The organism is Proteiniphilum sp. (genome assembly GCF_040307845.1).
Taxonomy (GTDB): Bacteria; Bacteroidota; Bacteroidia; order Bacteroidales; family Dysgonomonadaceae; genus Proteiniphilum.
This window is the reverse complement of record NZ_JAWRIS010000028.1, coordinates 32,914-49,715: the sequence shown is the minus strand read 5'-3', so window position 1 is coordinate 49,715 and position 16,802 is coordinate 32,914. Positions and strand designations below refer to the sequence as shown.

Sequence of the window (16,802 nt, the reverse complement as noted above, 5' to 3'; positions counted from 1 at the left end):
CACGGTTTTCCGTGACCGGCATAAAGCTGTCATTATCATGCTAAACTTAATGATATGGATCAACGGGTTGCCTTGACAGCCTCCTCAATAGCTTTACTGAATACCGGCAAATCGCCCGGTACTCTCGATGTGATCAAGTTACCATCTATAGACAGTGCCTCATCCACATAATTCGCACCGACTTCTTCCAGTTCCTCCCGAATAGATCCTACGCCTGTAGTGGTCACGCCTTTAAGTACTCCTGCAGTAGCCAATACCTGAGGACCATGACAGATGGCAGCTACGGGTTTACCGGAATTGTAAAAGTTTCTGGCAAACTCTACTACTGTGGGATCTTGTCTCAATGCAGCAGGTGCTTTTCCACCCGGCAGTACCAACACATCAAAATCGTCGATGTTCACTTCACCGACTTTTTTTTGCACAACTATTTCAAAATCGCTGTTATAAGCTTTCACCCGCCCCGTCTCAGGACCTATCACTGTAATATCCATATCTTTATTTTCCAGATAACCGATAGGCATATAAGCCTCGGCATCCTGAAACCCTTCAGTTAGTAATACTGCTACCTGAGGGCGGCTCTCTGTACGTAAACCCTGCGCAACCGCTTCCGATTGCCTCTCTCCGTTGCTACCGCCACCGGTGCATCCGGCGGCAAATGATATAATCCCTGACATAAATAACGCATTTAAAATGAAACTTTTCATACTGATTAATATTATGGGTCTGAAATTGAAATATCAAATCCAACCATAGGGTTAACATCTGTTTTTCTGATATTGTTCACTCCCGCTTTAAGATTGAATTCCCATACTTGGAAAACCAAAACTCTCCAAGCCCATAGTCCCCCATTCAGTAATTTAGAAAAACATCCGGAATGTTTATCCGTTCAAAAATAGGATGAAACATTTGGATTTTAATCTTATTCCTTAAGAGCCTGCTCCAAATCGGCAATCAGGTCATCCGCATCTTCAAGGCCGACAGAAAAACGGAAAATACCTTCACCGGCAAACCTGTTCCAGGAATCCAACTGCGCAGGAGTGGAAAGATGAAAAGACGTCTCATGCAAATTCTTGCTATCCATATAGAATATAAGGGAACGGTGGTGTCCTAATGAGACAGCATAGTGGATGATTTGCAATTCTTCTGCAAACCTTTGTGCCATTTCCCGCCCGTTTTCGACTTGAAATGTGATCATACCCGAGAAATTTTTCATCTGTCGCCGAGCCAGCTCATATTGGGGATGGGAAGGCAATCCGGGATAGATTACACGCTTTACCTTAGGGTGCTTCTCCAGATAGGTAGCAATCTTCAACGCATTCTCCTGATGGGCACGCATACGAATCGGGAAAGTGGCCAATCCCCTTAAAATCAACCAGGCATTGAACGGACTCAATATTCCTCCCAGGCGTATCGCCGTTTTTTTCCGTAATGATAACAAATCGTCTTTCTTACCCAGTACAACACCGCCCAAAGCATCTCCATGTCCTCCAAGATATTTGGTGAGGGAATGAATTACCAGATCGGCACCCAATGTCAACGGCTTGGTAGCCACGGGAGTGGCAAAAGTTGAATCTACCACCAATTTGGCGCCGGCCTTATGCGTGATTTCCGCAACGGCCGCAATATCGGTCAGGCGGAGTAACGGATTACAGGGTGTTTCAATATAGACCAGCCGCGTATTGGGTTGAATCGCATTCTTAATCGCGTTCAGGTCGGAAGTGTCTACTTTGGTGATCCCGATACCCAGACCCGGGATCATCTCATTGGTCAATTCCGACATAGCGGCATAAGCTACATCCGTTACCACGGCATGGTCACCGCTCTTCAACAGATGGAATAGCAAGGCAGAGATCGCTCCCATACCGCTGTCAAAAGCCACACCCATTTCCGCCTCTTCCAGCACAGCCAATTTTTCTTCCAACTGGTGTATGGTGGGATTTCCCCAACGGGTGTACATCCATGAATCGCCTTCCTTCATATTCTCTGCCGAAAATCCGGAATCGGCATCGGTTACGAACGTGGTAGACATCACTAAGTTGGGAGAAGAGGCACGTGTTACGGGATCGGGAAATTCTCCCGCATGGACCGCCTTTGTCTGTTCTCCGGTTTTCGAGAATTCTATTTTTTCTGACATATCAGTAATTTTAAATTTATAACAAAAGAGTCATGAAGCAATGCATTGACATGAATGACATATATGATACAATGGGAAGGTATCCTCCTTTTGAATAAACATATTATTCGGTCTTTTGTTTCTTTGGATCGTCATTCGGCATCTCCATGGAACGGCCCAACCCCAACGGTTCAAAGTTAAAAGTTAGATTTTTTACCATTCCTCAATGGATAATAAGCCTCTATATTTTGTACATTTGTATCGTAAGGGTCGTATATCCACACCCGGTAAAAAAAATGAAAGTAGAGATTATAACCATCGGTGATGAAATCCTTATCGGACAGATCATCGAGACCAATTCTGCCTGGATGGCAGCAGAACTCACCAAGGCGGGATTCGAGGTAACCCACATTCATTCCGTCGGCGATTCTGCACAAACTATTATCGACGCAATCGATCTGGCTTTTTCACGTTCCGACATCTTGTTACTGACAGGAGGGATCGGACCCACTCATGACGATATAACCAAAAATACCCTGTGCCGTTATTTCAATACGGAGCTGATCTTCAGTAATGAGGTTTTGGAAAATATATTGAATATCTTTGCCCACCGTAATATTTCGCTCAACGAATTAACGCGTAACCAGGCTCTTGTTCCTGAAGGCTGCACCGTAATCCAGAATAAAACAGGTACAGCCCCTATCCTATGGTTCCAGAGACAACAGAAGGTACTGGTCTCGATGCCGGGTGTCCCTTTTGAGATGGAGACGGCCATGACAGACGATATAATTCCCCGTTTGAAATTACAGTTTCATCTGGAGAAATATCTCAAAGAATCGTTTTTAGTTGCGGGAATCACCGAGTCGGCGTTGGCTATGCGGCTTTCAGAATTCGAGAAAGAACTTCCCAATGGAATTTCGCTGGCCTACCTGCCTTTGTACGGATTGATCAAACTCAGATTATTTACTCGTAATACAGCAAATCCGGAGCTCCTCCAAGAACAGAAGGAACTCTTTCAAGAACAAACAGCGCTCTTTCAAGAACAGACAGCACTCTTTCAGGAACAGTCGGAAAAACTGAGAAATCTTATTGTAGACCTATTAGTCTCGGAAAATGAAAAATTGCTGGAAGAACTTTTGGGTGAAAAACTGCAAATGAGGCAACTCACAATTTCCACTGCCGAAAGTTGTACCGGAGGATTGGTTGCCCACAAAATAACATCGGTGGCCGGCGCCTCTGCTTATTTTACGGGGAGCGTTGTCTCATACAGCAATGAAGTAAAGGAGCGTATTTTGGACGTCAATAAAAGCGATCTCGATACTTTTGGTGCAGTAAGTGAAGAAGTGGTGGTGCAAATGGCCCGGAACTGTGCGGAATTACTAAAAACCGACTGCGCCATCGCTGTCTCGGGTATTGCCGGTCCGACCGGTGGTTCGGAAGAAAAACCCGTAGGCACAGTATGGATTTGCACCTATTGCCGGGGTAAAAGCATCGCGAAAAAATACAATGTGGGCAATTCCCGCCGTGAGAATATTGAACGTTCCGCCAACATGGCAATACTACAGATGCTGAAAATGATGTGATGATGTGATGATGTAATGATGCGATGATATGTGCTATAGCCCCAAGTACATATCCTTTTGCTTTTCCGTTCATTGTTATATTTTGAATAAACGGATGTAAAAGTAATATTCTTTCCACTCATTCGATTTCAGTATCCAAATTTCTAAGCGTATCTTTGCACCCTCAAAAAAAATGAAACAAACATGGTATCAGTTGACGGATTAGCCGTAGAATTCGGGGGAGCAACTTTATTTTCTGACATTTCTTTTGTCATCAATCCCAAAGACCGGATTGCCCTGATGGGTAAGAACGGTGCGGGAAAATCCACCTTATTGAAAATTCTGGCAGGCGTGAGACAACCCACCAGGGGAAAAGTTTCCATGCCCAAGGATTTCACCGTTGCGTACCTGCCGCAGCATCTGATGACAGAAGACGGACGTACCGTTTTTGAAGAAACGGCACAAGCCTTTTCGCGTATCCATCAGTTGGAACAGGAAATTGAACGCATCAACAACGAACTTACCGTACGCACCGATTACGAGTCGGATGAATATATGCAACTCATCGAGCGGGTCTCGGCCTTGAGCGAAAAATTTTATAGCGTTGAAGAGATCAATTATGATGCTGTCGTGGAGAAAACACTGCTCGGATTGGGATTCAACCGCAGCGATTTCAACCGGATGACATCTGAATTCAGCGGCGGATGGCGTATGCGCATCGAACTGGCGAAGATCCTTCTACAGGATCCTGATCTTATTTTACTGGACGAGCCGACCAACCATCTCGATATCGATTCCGTGGAATGGTTCGAAGATTTCCTCATCAACAGCGCCAAAGCTGTGGTTGTTATTTCGCATGACCGTGCGTTTGTAGATAATATCACCAACCGCACCATTGAAGTGACCATGGGACGTATCTACGACTACAAGGCAACTTATTCACGCTACCTCGAATTGCGAAAAGAACGCCGCGAACAGCAACAAAAGCAGTACGACGACCAACAGAAAATGATTGCTGAGACCAAAGAGTTTATCGAACGGTTCAAGGGTACCTATTCAAAAACCCTACAGGTACAATCACGTGTGAAAATGCTGGAAAAACTGGAGTTGGTGGAAGTGGATGAAGTGGATACATCGGCCTTAAAACTGCGGTTTCCCCCTGCCCCACGTTCGGGAAGCTATCCCGTGATTACCGAAAATGTTAGCAAATCATACGACGAAAAACTGATTTTCAGCAATGTGACTCTCACCATCGAACGGGGAGAAAAAGTGGCATTCGTCGGTCGCAACGGTGAAGGGAAATCCACCCTTGTGAAATGTATCATGGGTGAAACCGGGTTTGGAGGAGATCTGCAACTGGGACACAACGTGAAGATCGGTTATTTTGCACAAAACCAGGCATCGCTTCTGGACGAAGAGTTGACCGTTTTCCAAACCATCGACGATATTGCCGTGGGCGATATCAGGACAAAGATCAGGGACATTCTGGGAGCGTTCATGTTTGGCCGGGAAGATATCGACAAAAAAGTAAAAGTTCTCTCCGGAGGTGAGCGTACACGGCTGGCAATGATCAGACTGCTGCTCGAACCGGTCAACCTGTTGATCCTTGATGAGCCGACCAACCATCTCGACCTGAAGACCAAAGACATCCTGAAACAGGCGCTGATCGATTTCGACGGTACGCTGATCGTAGTGTCGCACGACCGCGATTTCCTCAACGGATTAGTAAAAAAAGTGTACGAATTCGGCAACCAAAAAGTAACCGAACACCTCGAAGACATCTACGGATTCCTGACTAAAAAGAAGATGGAGAACTTAAGGGAAATCGAGAGGAAATGACCCCACATTGAACATGTCATATTCAGACCGGGCACCATCCAGAAAATTAGGACGGACAAAATTGCAACCATTTATATTACAATTAAAAAATTATGCTTATATTTGCACCCGATATGAATAATACAAGATTTGCAACGGCCATCCATATTTTGACCCTTCTGGCAAACTCTCCCGATGAATGGTTAAGTTCAGACTGGATTGCGGGAAGCATTAATATCAATCCGGTGATTGTCCGGAAGGAATTGGGCATATTGCAAAATTCCGGTCTTGTAATCAGCCGGAAAGGCAAAGAAGGCGGTTCAAAATTAAATAAACCGAGTGACGAGATCTCATTGGCGGAGATTTATCTCTCAGTGAAGAACTCGGAAGTTTTGGGAAAAAAGAATTTACACCCCAATCCTAAGTGTCCTGTAGGGAAGGATATAAATGAGAACCTTGAAAAGCTGTTTACAGAGATCAGTCATGTGGTGATCGATTCCCTCAGGCATAAAACATTGAAAGATTTTGTGAAACAATTTCACTGATTTTTTTATCTATATATGTAACAACTATTATTACAATTTAAAATTTTAATGTATGAAAACAGGAATTACAGGAGCTACCGGACAGTTAGGACATCTGGTGGTAGAGAGTTTAAAGAGAAAAGTGGCCGCTGAGAATCTCGTGGCATTAGTACGCACGCCTGAAAAGGCATCAGACCTGGGCATTGAAGCCCGCGCATTCGATTACGAAAAACCGGAAGGTTTAATAGAATCATTGCAAGGTATCGACCATTTATTACTTATATCGGGCAATGAAATCGGGAAGCGCAAACACCAACATGAAAATGTAATAAATGCCGCAAAACAAGCCGGAGTAAAATGGATCGTATATACCAGCCTGTTACATGCGGACAAGTCGACTTTGAGTTTGGCAGGAGAGCATAAAGCTACAGAAGAGGCTTTGAAAGCATCCGGGATCGCCTACACTCTTTTACGGAACGGATGGTATACCGAAAATTATATGAACTCTGTTCCCGGAGCGGTGAAAGCCGGCGTCCTTGTCGGCAGTGCCGGTGAAGGAAAAATCTCTTCGGCCACCCGCGAAGATTTTGCTGAAGCAGCAGCCGTTGTATTGGCAAGTGAAAACCAGGAAGGGAAAGTGTACGAATTAGCCGGCGACGACTATTTCACATTGACAGACCTGGCTGCAGAGGTTTCCCGCCAGACCGGCAAAGATGTTTCCTATAAGAATCTTCCCGAAACAGAATATGCCGAAATGCTGAAAGGTTTCGGACTACCGGAAGAGGGAGCAAAAGCAATTGCAGGATTTGATACCGGAGCAGCCAAGAACGACCTGTTCGACGACAGCAAGCAACTTTCCCGGTTAATCGGCCGCCCCACAACTCCCCTGGCGCAAGTTGTAAAAGATATATTAGGGAGTTAAACAAAAGAACTGTCTCATAAGGAAACCATGCCTAATCCGCTGGTTTCCTTTATTTAATTACCTGATACCGTCCTTTTCCGAAGTAGCGGATTGTTTCTCGATTTATTGAATATCATTCGACCGCGATCCGCTCCTTTTCTCAATTCCCTACGTTCTTCTTCGGGCAACCGTACCACATGCTTACACTCGTCGGAGCAGCAGCCGGCCATCTCCTCAGCACATTTCTTACACTGGATAAATAACAGGTGGCATCCCTCATTTTTGCAGTTAGTGTGCGTATCGCACGGCGCACCGCATTGGTGACAGCGGGCAATTACATCTTCCGATATTCTTTCTCCCAACCGTTCATCAAACACAAAATTCTTCCCGACAAATTTCACCGGAAGATTCTCTTCACGCGCCTTACGGACATACTCAATAATACCGCCTTCCACATGATATACGTTTTTGAATCCGTTATGAAGCATATAGGCACTCGCCTTTTCGCAACGTATACCGCCCGTGCAATACATCACGATATTTTTGTTCTTGTGCTCTTTCAGCATTTCAACTGCCATCGGCAACTGCTCGCGGAAAGTATCGGATGGAACCTCAATCGCATTTTCAAAATGTCCCACCTCATATTCGTAATGGTTACGCATATCCACCACAATCGTATCGGGGTCTTGCGTGATCTCGTTATATTCTTTTGCCTTGAGATATTTTCCTGTTCTGGAAGGATCGAATGTCGGGTCATCAATACCGTCGGCCACCACCTTGTTGCGCACCTTCATCCGTAATACCCAAAACGATTTGCCATCATCATCCACCGCCACATTCAAACGGATACCGTCCAGTGCCGGATCGGCGGCATATAGGGTATCACGAAAAGCATCCATATTACCCTTGGGTACGGAGATTTGTCCGTTAATCCCCTCCTGTGCAATATAAACCCGACCGAACACTTTAATAGACTCGAACCGGGTATAAAGGTCATCCCTGAATTGTTGCGGGTCGGAAATATGAAAATATTTGTAGAATGAGACCGTGACACGGGGTTCGGTCTCCCGCAACATCTGCAGCTTAAGTTCAGCATTGGAAATACGATTATGGAGTACAGCCATAGTAAATAAACTCTTTTGAAAAACTATCCTCTTGGAACAAAACGCAATCTCTTCATTCCAAACTGCGTTGGACAGGAGAATAGCCGGATTAAACTCTGTGAATAAGATGATAAACATACATTTGCCGGATTATCCCATTACCGGATAATTACCTATTCGACAAGACAAAAATACAACAAAAAGATGGAACTTTTAGTTTATCACCCCAATCCAAATATTGAAAATTACGATTCCAGAGAAAAAGTGTATCTTTGCATCCAACTCACAATCCCCGGCATCATAAAAGGGAACTCTTCACCACAGTAACTCTCCCCTATCGGAATATTGACATTGTAACCTTTCTACAAATCACTTCTCTCAATCTGATCATCCCCTTTGTTATAAAATGACAGTACAAATATTGTCATAAATTTCCTATGTGTTTCACTTATAAAAAGAACGACATGACTTTAAAAAATAATTTTTTCATACTAACAGGCGGACCCGGCTCCGGAAAGACAACATTAATAGAACAACTCAAAAATAAAGGATATAACTGCGTACCGGAAGTTGGTAGAATAATCATAAAAGAACAACTCTCTTTTGGAGGGACTGCATTGCCTTGGTCGGATGTCAGTAGTTACTCCGAACAGATGTTGCACTATTCACTTCGGGACTATATTTCACTTTCTTCTGAAATTGACGTTTATTTCTTCGACAGGGGAATTCCCGATGTATTGGGATACACGGCGCTAATAAACCTGCCCAATCAGCACATATACATCGATTGCGTCAAAAATTTCAGATACAATCCTATGGTACTTATTTTACCACCTTGGGAAGATATATACCAAACAGATGCTGAAAGAAAACAGGACTTTAAAGTAGCAATCAGCACCTACAACGCAATGATAAAAATTTATGAAAAATATGATTATAAATTAGTTGAAGTTCCCCGTATGACTATACCGGAAAGAATCAACTTCATTCTTGAACGGGTAAAGGCTACATAAACAAGATAGGCCCTCTTTTTAGAGAGCTTTTTTATTGCATATGTGCGTAATTGAAAACTAATTTTATTTCTTATCTCTTAGGATTTCCTGTAACATCGCTACTTTCTCCTGCTCTGACTTTAGCAAGCGCTCGTAAAGTTCAGCAACTTTGTCTATCGGGTTGAAAGAGGGGTTATAATTTATAGAGCCAGAAGCAGGACCATGAAAAGTACTTGATATTATATTTATTGCTGTACCGTCTCCTATTTCAGTAATAGCTTCCACGGGAATATCGAGCGCCTTCGCAATCTTTTCCAGGACATCCTGTTCCAATTTGTCTTTTTTCTCATAACCCGAAAAGGTAGCTTGCGATACTCCTATTTGTTCGGCAAGTACGTCCTGATTAATGCCCCTCCATTCTCTCCAACGCCTTACATTAGCCCCGTGATTACTTTTTCTGACAGTTGCTTCCATAAACTTATGATGAGTAACAGGTTTCCTGCAAAAATACGAAATTTAATTGAGTAATATTTTATTTTCCTTCACAAATATCATATCCAATAAACATATAATAATATTTATTTCATTTTCAATATATTACAACCCTAATTGATAGGCTATAAAGGAGATATACCTTTCCTTTGTAATTCAATCAACAATCAAATTTAAATTTCAAAATTAATTATATGCTATGGAAAATATTCATCAATCCCCAGCTCCTAATATACAGAATTGTTTTGCGGAACAGATCAATCTAGCTTATAAGGTTATCAATTGTTCTTCCATAATAATTCTACAGATGCTTGAAGATAAGGAAATCTGTATCATATACTATCAATACAAAGAATCCAAAGAGAAGGTGATAGAGATAGGGGGTGATATGGTTACTTTAAGTTGTTTGTTTAATGGAAATGACTTTTGTAACTATGCATTCTTGTCTTTGGATAACTCAAACAACTTGGAACCTTGTATTAATTATTGCAATAAGGCATACCCCTATAGTTATCAATTGGGGGGATGGTGGATTAAAAATTCTTTCTTACGTATCAAATCCGGCAAAGGAGGTTATTTTTTTGCCTTAAAGCCGGTCTGAAATACAAAACTGTGCATCAGGCTCCGCAAGGCCCGCTCACCGGATTGATCTTTCAATCTTCACTTCAACTCTGCATCATATAGAGAAGATAGAGAAGATTGAAAGCTCTTCCGGTACTGGGTGGGGGTAACCTCAAAGAAATTGAGAAACTGCCGGCGCAGGTTCTCGCTTGTCTTCAGTCCACAGTGATACGCTATCTCATCAAGAGACAATTGTGTTTCTATCAGATGCCTGCCCGCATTCTCCACTCGTAGTTTATTCATGAATTTTGCAGGAGTAATCCGTAATACCCGTACAAAAACCCGGGCAAAGTTACGCGGACTCATAGCGGCCTGTTCCGCCAGATCTTCCACCGTAATATCTTCCCGTAAATGGTCCAATATCCACTCGCATACTTTCCGCATAGTCGGGTGTCCTATCTTTTTGCAATCCAGATAGGTATTAAACTGGGATTGATTTCCCGGACGTTTCAGATATAGAACCAGCCATCGTGCCACATCCAGCGCAAAAGACTGCCCGAGGTCCTCCTCTATCAATGCCAGTGCCAGATCCATACCCGAAGTAATTCCCGCTGCGGTATAGATATTCCCGTCTTTAATAAAAATACGGGCTATCTGCACATCAATTGAAGGAAAGTCCTGTGCCAGTTCTTCGTTTTTCGACCAGTGAGCCGTTGCTTTTCTTCCGTCAAGCAGGCCCGCTTCGGCAAGGACGAAAGCACCGGAACATACCGAACATATCCGCCGAATACGCCCGGACTGGTTTTTCAACCATTCCAACATCTCCCCTTTTTGGCCGGGATCGAGATAACGTCCCAATCCTGTAACAAGAAGTGTATCAATCGGATAATCTATTTCAATATAAGTACCTTCACTCAATATGGGTAAACCCGACGATGTATTTATCTGTTTTCCCTTATCCATCGATACAACATGTGCCTGATACCTGAAATTCTTATTGCCCCGACCCGAATCAATAAGATCTATTGCCTTAGAAAACACCTCTAACGGACCTACAGTAGTCAGTAATGTAGTATTCGGAGGAACCAAAAATACTATATGCCTTATTGTTGATTGCTTATCCATCTGTTCTTTGTTTCATCATTCTCTCCCGGTCTGTCACTCTCCCACCATTCCACCATTCCACCATTCCACTTAGCCACTTAGGCACTTAGGCACTGTTCCACTTAGGCACCTAACCACTTAGGCACTGTCCCTCCTTTCCGCCTTTCCACCATTTTGATTTCCTAAAAGTAGATATTATTTCCTTACAACCTATCCTTTTTGGCAGGAATTGTATATTTTTTGTCATTTCGGACAACAATATTATAATGTATCTTTGTAGCAGGAAAAAAATATTTTATCACTCAAAAACCAATTTATTATGAATGCGATTAAAGTAGGTATTAACGGTTTCGGACGCATCGGGCGTTTGGTATTTCGTGCTGCTCAAAGCAGAAATGATATACAGATAGTAGGGATCAACGATCTGATAGATACTGAATATATAGCCTACATGCTCAAATATGACACTATTCATGGTCAATTTGACGGGGTTATTGAAATTAAAGAGGGCAGGTTGATCGTAAACGGCAATCCGATAAGGGTAACATCGGAAAAAGATCCGGCTAACCTAAAGTGGGATGAGATAGGGGCTGAATATATAGTAGAATCCACAGGACTGTTCCTTGCCAAAGAAAAAGCGCAGGGACATATTGCCGCAGGGGCTAAATATGTGGTCATGTCGGGCCCGTCTAAGGACGACACTCCGATGTTTGTTCCGGGAGTAAATGACGACAAGTATGTCAAAGGAACGCAATTCGTTTCAAACGCCTCTTGTACAACTAACTGCCTGGCGTTGGTAGCAAAAGTGCTGAATGATAAGTTTGGCATAGAAGAAGCTTTGATGAGTACCATACATTCGACTACAGCCTCTCAAAAAACGGTAGACGGCCCGTCGACGAAAGACTGGCGGGGAGGGCGCGCTGCTGCTTCTAACATCATCCCTTCTACCACAGGAGCCGCAAAAGCAGTAGGGAAGGTTATACCGGAACTGAACGGAAAACTCACAGGAATGTCGTTTCGCGTTCCAACCCTAGATGTTTCCGTGGTAGACCTTACAGCACGGTTATCCACACCCACCACTTACAAAGATATCTGCCAAGCCATGAAAGAGGCCTCGGAAGGTTCTTTAAAAGGCTATCTCGCATATACGGACGATGAAGTGGTGTCATCTGATATGATCGGTAATCCGCACACGGCTATTTTCGATGAAAAGGCCGGGATCATGCTAAGTCCTACGTTCGTTAAAATAGTTGCCTGGTACGATAACGAATGGGGTTTCTCCAGTAAGGTGCCCGATACGATAGCCATCATGAAAAAAGTGAACGGATAAGTATAATTCAAGCCGGAAATAAACCAGACAGGTTATATCTCTAAAGATATAGCCTGTTTTATTATCCATAATTTCTTAACTTTACCGGTCAATATCATTATTAGCATAGGACCAATATGAGAATATGAATACCTATTCACCCTATGAATCATATGGATATATAAATAACCTCTCCCGAATGGTAATGACCAATTTTTCCTGTCATTCGATTTTGGACGGAAAGCCAAAACTGAAAACAAGCGGATGAATAATACCGACAGCGATACCGGAATTATACTGGTAAATTGAAAAAATAGGGACTGAGTCCCTACTTCACATTAAATGCAATTCTTAATTCATCGATCTCCTTGTCGCCCATCGGTTGTAAAGAACCGATCGAAGAGGCCATCACCAGTGAGTTAGCAGAGAATTCGGCCACTTCCAGATAATCAAACGTATTTAGCAGCTTATCTCCTGTAACAAAAACACTGTCATTCTCTACCAGAATCACACGGTTGTGATTGAACATTTTTGCCACACTGTCCACATCATTATAGATGAGTCCAAAAGGTATGGAGGGGACATCCTGAAGGAAGATCCAACTTTCGGGAATGGTGCGTACATCAAATTTGGATCCGCTCACAGCATGAGCCATCAGGTTCACAGACTGAGTGCAAATGATGGAGTTGATATGCGGGTTTAGCTGATAGATACGTTGATGCAAGGCAACCGACCGGCTGGGTGTTTTCCCCGCTTCGGCCATACCGTTCTTTATCTGAACAATATCACCCGGCACAATATCCCATCGGGCTACATTACTGGGAGTAATAAGAAAATCATTGCCTTTCCAACGTACCGATACCGTGCCATAAGTTGATATCATCAATCCCTGATCACAAGCCCGGCGGATAATATTCACCATCTCGGTACGGATTGCCCGCTCATCGGAAGGATGGTCAATATCCATAAAATGGGAAATATTGGTCGGCAGGTGATTTACATATTGCGAGACCTGTTCATCAGTCAAATAATTCACCTGCCCCAGTCTCTTGGCATTCACGATGGTACGGCAGCAGAATTCCAGCGTTTCAAACCGTTGGTAGGCATCCATCATATCAGTTCCACCCAACACTACACCATGGTTCTCCATGATCACCGCCTTATAACGACTGTCTTTAAACTCAAATGCAATCTTCTCACCCAGATCCTCACTACCGGGTGTACCATAAGGCGCAAAACCGATATCGCCACAAATATTATGTGCCTGCGGGACGATCTTGGTATCGGGCACAATACCGGCAATACTGAAAGCGACCAGTGCCGGCGGATGTGCATGAATAATAGCCGTGATCTCCGGCCTGGCTTCATAGATAGCCTTATGGAAAGGGAGTTCCGACGAGGGTTTATGAAGTCCGATAACGGTTCCGTCCCTTTTCACCTGCATAATATCTTTTGTAGTAAGCGACCCTTTGTCTACTCCAGAAGGGGTAATCCAGATATCGCCATTCTCATCCCTGATGGAGATATTTCCTCCCGAAGTAGTGGTCATTCCCCTACTATATATTCTTCCGATGATCACATTGATCTGTTCCACCGGATGCATCAAATTTACATCTAATTGTTTCATTGTCTTATAGAATAAAGAGTAAAGAATAAAGAATAAAGACTTTAGAACCAAGACTGTTAGAACCAATATTCAAGACTTTTAAATCAAAAAGTAAGAATAAAAAATTAAAAACTTATCTGTATTTCTCCAGTAGATAAGTCTCCGCCTCCACACTCCACAGTCCATTGTGACGACTACAAATAACAGCCAGTTCCCTGAAAAGTTCGTTGGTTTCACCCATCTTTTCAAAATCGGATATCGGAGTGAGCGGCATATCGATATGTGTATAAATTAATTTCTTTCCTCCGGGGATATTGGGCAGGTTGTTCGTCGCATCGGCTACCGAATTGAGTCCCCCGATATGGGTAATCAGTCCGGCGGGATCAAGTCCTTTACCCATGATATCGAGCGCTTCCACCATATCATCGTTATTACCTCCACTGGTACCGACAATATGCGTGTAAGCATAATGGACATTGTAGAAATTGAATGTGGCGCTGAAATTAGGGTCACTGGGACCGGCAAAGAAATTCAAGCACCCGTCGAAAGCAAGGACAGCATCTCCCTGCTCCACCACCGGCTTTACCGGTGCGAAGACAAATACATCATCATACCCCGTATCACCTGTAATTGCTCTCAACTCCTTCACAGGCTCATCTACCGTCCCTGTATTGATATAACGGAGGTCGATTCCCCGAGAAGCGGCAAAATCAACGGTATAGATAGAGGCAGCCCTGTCCAGTCGTGCCTGGTCCACATCGGTCACCACCAGAAGTGATGGTTTTCTATCCTCACGATGGAGCACATAGTTGATCGCAGCCAATCCCATCGGGCCCACGCCCGCAAGAATCGCCATCTTTCCTCCATCCACAATCTCCATCTTGTGCTTGTAACTGCCGGGGGTAGTATGGTAATTGGCATGCATAGCGCCGATCACACAGGAGAGCGGTTCGGCCAGCGACGCAGGATAATATCCCTCTCCGGTAAACTTCAATAAGCAATCCTGTGCCATCACTTCATTGGGAATAACCACATAAGTGGCATCACCGCCGATATATTTGTAACTGTAACCGGGAGCGCTCAGGATACCCACGGGACCATTTTCGTAATAGAGCGCCGGTTGAATGGAAAACTTATCCCCTGCTTTGAATTTATGCGCCCATTTGGAACCCACTTCCAGCAGTTCACCGGCGAACTCATGACCGATGATAATAGGATTCTCCGCCACGTCATCGGGGATACGCTTATGGTCTGTCCCCTGCGAAGAAGCCTTATAGGACGACATACACAACGAATCGGTCACCACTTTGGCCAGGATCTCATCCTCCTTGATGGGCGGCAAATCAAATTCCTCCAGACGCAAGTCCTTTTTGCCGTACAATCTCACTGCTCTTGTTTTCATTATGATATTTATTTGTTATTTATTTTTGCATACTCTTCGTTGATAAACCGTTCAAGATCCTTTTTATTAGGAAGTTCCACCAAATACTTTGATATGAACAACTCATGGTCACTATCAGCCACGGCGTATTCCACTAACGCATTGTTTTTATTGGTCACCAACAATATCCCTACCGGAGGATTATCCTCCGGTTGCATTATCTCTTTCCGGTAATAATTGACATAAGTTTTTAATTGACCGATATGCTCGTGTGAAAAACTGTCGACTTTCAATTCAATCAACACATGGCATTTCAAAATGCGATGATAGAAAACCAGATCACAAAAGAAATATTCATCGCCGATAATAATTCGCTTTTGCCGCGACTCAAAACAAAATCCGTGTCCGAGTTCTATCAAAAATTCTTCCAGATGTTCAATAAGCGCTTGCTCCAAATCCGACTCATAAGCCACATCTTTTGCCTTAAGCCCTAAAAATTCAAAGGTAAATGGAGATTTGATAATATCCTGCATTACAATCTTTTCACTCTTTGCCTGTACCACTTCGCTCAACTTCTCTGGTTTTTGGCTGATACCACTTCGTTCAAAATAGAGGGTATCGATTTGACGTTTGAGTTCGCGTACGCTCCAGGTTCCTTTGATACATTCCACTTCATAGAATCGCCGCTTTAGAGGATTTTCAATTGGGAGCAACAAACTAAAATGTGAAAATGAAAGTTTGCGAACTAATTTTGTAATATAAGGTAGTTGCTCTGCAACCTCTTCAGGGTTGAATTGGGCAGTCAGTGATTGCCCAATTCCAACAAACTCTTTTTCAATGAATTGTAATTCTGCAGACGGTGTCTGCAGAATCTCCATATCTTCTTGTCCAGAGTTATCCAATTGGGCCGACAGCGATGGCCCAATTCCAACATCTTCTTTTACAGCAAATTGCAATTTGGCAGACGGTGTCTGCCAAATCTCTCCAAAATATTTTCGAAAAAAATAGGGTACGTAAATACTGATTTGCGGATAAACTAAATAAAACTGCCTATAAAGGTTTAAATTCCTGTACGACAATCCTTCTTCATCAAAAGAATCGGCCAAATTTTGAAGCAATTTTGCCCCGTATTTTGCCCGATCTTCACCATTCTGTTCAAATTCGACAATATAAAACCCTACCAGCCAGTTCCTGACAGTCAGATGCGTATTGACAGCCGCAACCGCATTTTGCCGGAATGTGCCGGAAATATGTCGAATATTTTGTTGCAGATCGTTGAAATCCATAGAGAAAGACATTTAAAATCATTGAACCGTCAAATCAACCATTTCCTTTC

14 protein-coding genes are annotated in these 16,802 nt (G+C 43.3%); 6 read left to right on the top strand and 8 right to left on the bottom strand.

Features of this window, described 5'->3' with window-relative positions; all coding sequences use genetic code 11:
• Window positions 1-59: 59 nt before the first annotated feature.
• Window positions 60-674, bottom strand: coding sequence for a type 1 glutamine amidotransferase domain-containing protein (locus tag ABV001_RS07115; RefSeq protein WP_294083614.1), 615 nt, complete (start codon window positions 672-674; stop codon window positions 60-62).
• A 245-nt stretch (window positions 675-919) separates the two neighbouring features.
• Complete coding sequence (locus ABV001_RS07110; RefSeq protein ID WP_294083612.1) at window positions 920-2,134, bottom strand: trans-sulfuration enzyme family protein; 1,215 nt, start codon at window positions 2,132-2,134, stop codon at window positions 920-922.
• A 275-nt stretch (window positions 2,135-2,409) separates the two neighbouring features.
• Here ABV001_RS07110 and ABV001_RS07105 point away from each other — a divergent pair, with 275 nt between their 5' ends.
• The 4 genes from ABV001_RS07105 to ABV001_RS07090 all read left to right on the top strand — a co-directional run bounded on the left by ABV001_RS07105 (window position 2,410) and on the right by ABV001_RS07090 (window position 6,939).
• Entirely contained in the window at window positions 2,410-3,696 is a 1,287-nt protein-coding gene (locus tag ABV001_RS07105) for a CinA family nicotinamide mononucleotide deamidase-related protein (RefSeq protein ID WP_352422155.1), read from the top strand.
• Between the two features lie 183 nt (window positions 3,697-3,879).
• Window positions 3,880-5,514 (top strand): ABC-F family ATP-binding cassette domain-containing protein, encoded by a 1,635-nt coding sequence (locus ABV001_RS07100; protein ID WP_352422154.1) that lies wholly within the window; start codon window positions 3,880-3,882, stop codon window positions 5,512-5,514.
• Window positions 5,515-5,606: 92 nt separating this feature from the next.
• The gene (locus tag ABV001_RS07095; protein WP_294083606.1) at window positions 5,607-6,038 is read left to right on the top strand and encodes an Rrf2 family transcriptional regulator; all 432 of its coding nucleotides are present in this window, start codon (window positions 5,607-5,609) and stop codon (window positions 6,036-6,038) included.
• A gap of 52 nt (window positions 6,039-6,090) precedes the next feature.
• Window positions 6,091-6,939 carry an SDR family oxidoreductase gene (locus ABV001_RS07090; RefSeq protein ID WP_352422153.1) on the top strand — a complete coding sequence of 283 codons (849 nt, stop codon included), beginning with the start codon at window positions 6,091-6,093 and terminating at the stop codon, window positions 6,937-6,939.
• A gap of 53 nt (window positions 6,940-6,992) precedes the next feature.
• Here the strand turns inward: ABV001_RS07090 and trhO are convergent, their stop codons facing one another.
• Window positions 6,993-8,042: an oxygen-dependent tRNA uridine(34) hydroxylase TrhO gene (gene trhO / locus ABV001_RS07085; RefSeq protein WP_352422152.1), complete on the bottom strand. Its 1,050-nt coding sequence runs from the start codon at window positions 8,040-8,042 to the stop codon at window positions 6,993-6,995.
• 443 nt (window positions 8,043-8,485) lie between these two features.
• On the opposite strand from trhO, the gene ABV001_RS07080 reads away from it, so the two are divergent.
• Window positions 8,486-9,034, top strand: a complete 549-nt coding sequence (locus ABV001_RS07080; RefSeq protein WP_352422151.1) for an AAA family ATPase — start codon at window positions 8,486-8,488, stop codon at window positions 9,032-9,034.
• Between the two features lie 63 nt (window positions 9,035-9,097).
• Here ABV001_RS07080 and ABV001_RS07075 read toward each other — a convergent pair whose 3' ends face one another.
• Together ABV001_RS07075 and ABV001_RS07070 are read right to left on the bottom strand one after the other, a co-directional pair.
• Entirely contained in the window at window positions 9,098-9,487 is a 390-nt protein-coding gene (locus ABV001_RS07075) for a helix-turn-helix domain-containing protein (RefSeq protein WP_352422150.1), read from the bottom strand.
• A gap of 678 nt (window positions 9,488-10,165) precedes the next feature.
• The gene (locus ABV001_RS07070; RefSeq protein ID WP_352422149.1) at window positions 10,166-11,191 is read right to left on the bottom strand and encodes a GlxA family transcriptional regulator; all 1,026 of its coding nucleotides are present in this window, start codon (window positions 11,189-11,191) and stop codon (window positions 10,166-10,168) included.
• A gap of 298 nt (window positions 11,192-11,489) precedes the next feature.
• Here ABV001_RS07070 and gap point away from each other — a divergent pair, with 298 nt between their 5' ends.
• Window positions 11,490-12,500 (top strand): type I glyceraldehyde-3-phosphate dehydrogenase, encoded by a 1,011-nt coding sequence (gene gap / locus ABV001_RS07065; protein WP_352422148.1) that lies wholly within the window; start codon window positions 11,490-11,492, stop codon window positions 12,498-12,500.
• 307 nt (window positions 12,501-12,807) lie between these two features.
• On the opposite strand, the gene ABV001_RS07060 is transcribed toward gap, so the two are convergent.
• The 3 genes from ABV001_RS07060 to ABV001_RS07050 form a co-directional block, all read right to left on the bottom strand.
• The gene (locus ABV001_RS07060; RefSeq protein ID WP_352422147.1) at window positions 12,808-14,106 is read right to left on the bottom strand and encodes a class II aldolase/adducin family protein; all 1,299 of its coding nucleotides are present in this window, start codon (window positions 14,104-14,106) and stop codon (window positions 12,808-12,810) included.
• Window positions 14,107-14,218: 112 nt separating this feature from the next.
• Complete coding sequence (locus tag ABV001_RS07055) at window positions 14,219-15,487, bottom strand: zinc-binding dehydrogenase (protein WP_352422146.1); 1,269 nt, start codon at window positions 15,485-15,487, stop codon at window positions 14,219-14,221.
• A gap of 8 nt (window positions 15,488-15,495) precedes the next feature.
• The gene (locus tag ABV001_RS07050) at window positions 15,496-16,752 is read right to left on the bottom strand and encodes a PDDEXK nuclease domain-containing protein (RefSeq protein WP_352422145.1); all 1,257 of its coding nucleotides are present in this window, start codon (window positions 16,750-16,752) and stop codon (window positions 15,496-15,498) included.
• Window positions 16,753-16,802: the final 50 nt, after the last annotated feature.

Bases quoted from the DNA above. Each gene is read 5' to 3' on its own strand.
- ABV001_RS07115 (WP_294083614.1), bottom strand. From the start codon at position 674: ATGTCAGGGATTATATCATTTGCCGCCGGATGCACCGGTGGCGGTAGC.
- ABV001_RS07110 (WP_294083612.1), bottom strand. From the start codon at position 2,134: ATGTCAGAAAAAATAGAATTCTCGAAAACCGGAGAACAGACAAAGGCG.
- ABV001_RS07105 (WP_352422155.1), top strand. From the start codon at position 2,410: ATGAAAGTAGAGATTATAACCATCGGTGATGAAATCCTTATCGGACAG.
- ABV001_RS07100 (WP_352422154.1), top strand. From the start codon at position 3,880: ATGGTATCAGTTGACGGATTAGCCGTAGAATTCGGGGGAGCAACTTTA.
- ABV001_RS07095 (WP_294083606.1), top strand. From the start codon at position 5,607: ATGCTTATATTTGCACCCGATATGAATAATACAAGATTTGCAACGGCC.
- ABV001_RS07090 (WP_352422153.1), top strand. From the start codon at position 6,091: ATGAAAACAGGAATTACAGGAGCTACCGGACAGTTAGGACATCTGGTG.
- trhO (WP_352422152.1), bottom strand. From the start codon at position 8,042: ATGGCTGTACTCCATAATCGTATTTCCAATGCTGAACTTAAGCTGCAG.
- ABV001_RS07080 (WP_352422151.1), top strand. From the start codon at position 8,486: ATGACTTTAAAAAATAATTTTTTCATACTAACAGGCGGACCCGGCTCC.
- ABV001_RS07075 (WP_352422150.1), bottom strand. From the start codon at position 9,487: ATGGAAGCAACTGTCAGAAAAAGTAATCACGGGGCTAATGTAAGGCGT.
- ABV001_RS07070 (WP_352422149.1), bottom strand. From the start codon at position 11,191: ATGGATAAGCAATCAACAATAAGGCATATAGTATTTTTGGTTCCTCCG.
- gap (WP_352422148.1), top strand. From the start codon at position 11,490: ATGAATGCGATTAAAGTAGGTATTAACGGTTTCGGACGCATCGGGCGT.
- ABV001_RS07060 (WP_352422147.1), bottom strand. From the start codon at position 14,106: ATGAAACAATTAGATGTAAATTTGATGCATCCGGTGGAACAGATCAAT.
- ABV001_RS07055 (WP_352422146.1), bottom strand. From the start codon at position 15,487: ATGAAAACAAGAGCAGTGAGATTGTACGGCAAAAAGGACTTGCGTCTG.
- ABV001_RS07050 (WP_352422145.1), bottom strand. From the start codon at position 16,752: ATGGATTTCAACGATCTGCAACAAAATATTCGACATATTTCCGGCACA.